Annotated in this window: 4 protein-coding genes; 1 reads left to right on the top strand and 3 read right to left on the bottom strand. The window is 56.0% G+C overall.

Annotated elements, in window-relative coordinates:
• Positions 1–1527: TIGR03960 family B12-binding radical SAM protein (locus SMC5_RS04390; RefSeq protein ID WP_126854940.1), on the top strand; the 1527-nt coding region annotated here is incomplete at its 5' end.
• A gap of 73 nt (positions 1528–1600) precedes the next feature.
• Here the strand turns inward: SMC5_RS04390 and SMC5_RS04385 are convergent.
• From SMC5_RS04385 to SMC5_RS04375, 3 genes are all read right to left on the bottom strand, one after another.
• Positions 1601–2602: a DHH family phosphoesterase gene (locus SMC5_RS04385; RefSeq protein WP_119119749.1), complete on the bottom strand. Its 1002-nt coding sequence runs from the start codon at positions 2600–2602 to the stop codon at positions 1601–1603.
• Positions 2599–2967, bottom strand: coding sequence for a 30S ribosome-binding factor RbfA (gene rbfA, locus SMC5_RS04380; protein ID WP_119087337.1), 369 nt, complete (start codon positions 2965–2967; stop codon positions 2599–2601). Before rbfA ends, SMC5_RS04385 begins: the two co-directional genes overlap by 4 nt.
• A gap of 44 nt (positions 2968–3011) precedes the next feature.
• On the bottom strand, positions 3012–3392 hold a 381-nt coding region (locus tag SMC5_RS04375), incomplete at its 5' end, for a DALR anticodon-binding domain-containing protein (protein WP_243624990.1).

Raw genomic sequence — 3392 nt, 5'->3', positions numbered from 1 at the left:
GAACTCACTTATACGAACCTGCTCAACATGCTTGACCTGGCCAGGCTCCCCGTGCGGTCGGAGGACCGGAGCGAGTGGCCGATCATCATTGCAGGTGGCAGTTGCACATTCAATCCCGAACCCATGTCTCCCTTTGTGGATGCATTCGGTATTGGCGATGGCGAAGACCTCTTTCCAGAGATTGTGCGAAACCTTGCCGCATCGCGCGCAGCTGGAGCAAGCCGTCACGATGCACTGGAAACACTGGCGCGCGATGTCGAGGGCGTTTATGTCCCATCCCTCTACAAGACACGCCCAGCCCTCAATGATGCGCCGTATTTTATCGCCGAACCCATTTCATCGGGAGTTCCCGCTATTGTGCGCAGGCGGATTGTCGAGAACCTCGACGATGCATTTGCTCCTGTCAGCCCGATTGTCCCATATCGCGAACTCGTCCATGACCGGGGTGTCATCGAACTGTTTCGTGGATGTGTGCGAGGCTGTCGCTTCTGCGAGGCCGGCATTTCTTATCGCCCCACCCGAGAGCGATCGCTGGCATCCATCCAGAAGCAGCTCGAGCAACTCGTCGCCAACACCGGCTACGAAGAAGTTGGATTGCTATCTCTGAGCAGCACCGACTACAGTGACCTGCCCGGGCTGGTTCAGCTCGTACGCGCGTACAGAGAAGAGCACAAGGTGTCCATTTCGTTCCCGTCACTCCGCATGGAGAACTTCCCTGGCTATCTCGCAGACGAGATCAAGCAAACACGCGAAGGCTCGTTGACATTTGCCATCGAAGCCGGCAGCCAGCGCCTCCGCGATGTCATCAATAAGAACATCACCGAAGAATCGATCTTTGAAACGCTGCGGACTGTTTTTGGGAAAGGCTGGCATCTCGTCAAGTTCTACTTCATGTTTGGCCTTCCGACCGAGACGGAACAGGATCTCGATGCTATGGTCGACCTGGTGGACCGCATCTACACCTTTGGCAAGGGTTTCCGCAGAGACATCGCCCTCAATCTCAGCATCAATCCGTTCGTGCCTCGCCCCGATACTCCTTTTCAATGGTGCGCCCAGGATACACCTGAGTCTTACGACGCCAAGATCGACCATCTCCGCAATGGCTTCAGGGCCTTCAAGGGCAAGCTCCATATCCAGTTTGGCGACCCACGTATTTCCTTCCTCGAGGGATTCCTCAGCCGTGGCGACCGCAGAGTCGGCAACGTCATCGAGACCGCCTGGAAGAACGGGGCCAAATTCGATGCCTGGCACGAGTCTTTCAATTTCGACGTGTGGCAGCAGACCATTGCCGCCTCAGGCCTTGACCCCGCCGACTTCCTGTATCGCAGTATTCCTCTGCAGAGCGAGCTGCCGTGGCAGGTCATCGATGCGGGAGTCTCGACAGACTTCCTCCGCGAGGAATACCTGTCCGCAGAGAAGGGTGAACGTCTCCCCACATGCCGTGAGACAGGTTGCCATGCATGCGGAATCCAGGAGTATCTGAATCCCTGTCCGACCTCAGCGCTCATCAACGCCAAAAACCCTTGACACAATATCATCAAGCTGCCCACGGGTGATACATGGTATCACCCGTGGGCAGCCTACGATACTAACAGGGGTTTCAGATTCTGGAAGGCCCCAGATATCTGTCCAGCTCGGCGAGGATGCGCTCTTCGGCTTTGCTGAGCTCGCTTGTGATCGTGCAGCCGGCGGCCAGCAAGTGACCTCCGCCACCGAACGCAGTTGCTATGCGCTTGACGTCGAACCCATACTTCCCGCGGAGGCTCACCTTGATCGAGCCATCTGATGCCTCTTTGAAGAGGACGACCGCCTTGGTATCAGCAATGCGCCGCAATTCGTCCGTGATCCCTTCCGTGTCTTCGTCCAGCGCGCCCGAATCAGCAAGCATGTTCCGGGTCACGTAAGATACGACCACCTGTCCCCCATACATGAGGCGCGACGCTACTACAGAAGCAGCCATAAGCCTCAGACTTCCATATGGCTTGGATTCGTAGATGCTGCGAGAGATCTCATCCGGCGACGCTCCCAGTTCGATGAGCTCAGCTCCGTGCACCAGGGAGAGAGCCTTGGTATTGGCGTACTGGAATGATCCGGTGTCCGCAACCAGACCGGTATAGAGAGCCGACGCGATCCTGGCGTTGATGAGGTGGGGGTTGATGACATTGAACAAGTCGAAAAGAATCTCGCAGCACGAGCTGGCCGAACCATCCACGGCAAACACCTCGCCAAAACCTGCATTCGTGTCGTGGTGGTCAATCACCAGACGCTCTACTCCGGAGAGAAATAGAGGTTTCCATTCACCCAGACGATCGATATCGGCTGCATCCACGCTGATACATGTCACCTTCGCGGCGCTAATGTGAACTGTGGCTTGGGCGGCGGACATGGTGTTCAACAGTTCATCCGTTGCGAGAAACTGGTAGACACTCTGGATTTTGCCAGGGACAAACGCATGAATCCTCTTGCCCATCGCCTGCAGATACAATGTAAGCGCCACCATGGAACCTAGAGCATCGCCATCGGCAAACTCGTGGGTGAAAAGAAAGACATCATTCGCATCGCGGATCCTCGATGCAATGACGTCGAGACCAACTCCCCTCATAAATCCGCGGGATCCTTCTTCTCGTTCTTCTCGAGCTGAGTGAGCAGTTCGACAACCTGAGTGCCCTTCACGAATCCTTGATCGAAATGGAACGAAAGCAGGGGCGTGAAGCGCATCGAGACATCAGCCGCCAACCTCTGCTGGAACTTGCCCGATGCCCTGGACAGGGCAGCCATGAGAGCCTTCTGACGACTCTCGTCATTCGACAGACTCGAAACGTAAACCTTCGCCAGCCGTGTATCGTTCGACATCTCAATGCGAGTCACGGTCAAGAGTCGCAGGTCGGGATCGTCCATCATGATCAGCTGACCCTCGACACTACGCCGTATGAACGCTTCAAGCCGCAGTCTGCGAATATTCTTCATGCATACCTCACTTCGTGCTCACCGCACAGATGCGGAGAGCTCATTTACATGGATTCGGGGAGAGTAACGCCCAGAACGTGGGCATACGCCTGCAGGAGACGCTGTGAGACCAGGACGAGCAGCATGCGGGCCTGTGCCAGACCTGTGTCTTCCTGGATGACCTTTTCTTTCTGATAGAATGCGTTGACCGCCTTGGCAAGCTCGCTTGCAAGATACAGAATCCGATGGGGCTGCCTCGTCCTTGCAGCGTCATCAACCTCATCCTGCGCCTTTAGAAGACACTTCAACAAGTCACGGTCCTCAGGAGTCTTCAGCCGTGCAACGTCAGCCGGGCTTGCCACAGGAGGAACAACAGCTCCGATGCCGCGTGCCTGGCGTTCCACACTGCAAAGCCTGGCATGTGTGTATTTGAGATAATATGCCGG

This window comes from Candidatus Cryosericum odellii (assembly GCF_003570935.1).
GTDB lineage: Bacteria > Caldisericota > Caldisericia > Cryosericales > Cryosericaceae > Cryosericum > Cryosericum odellii.
This window is presented reverse-complemented; position numbering and strand designations above follow the sequence as displayed.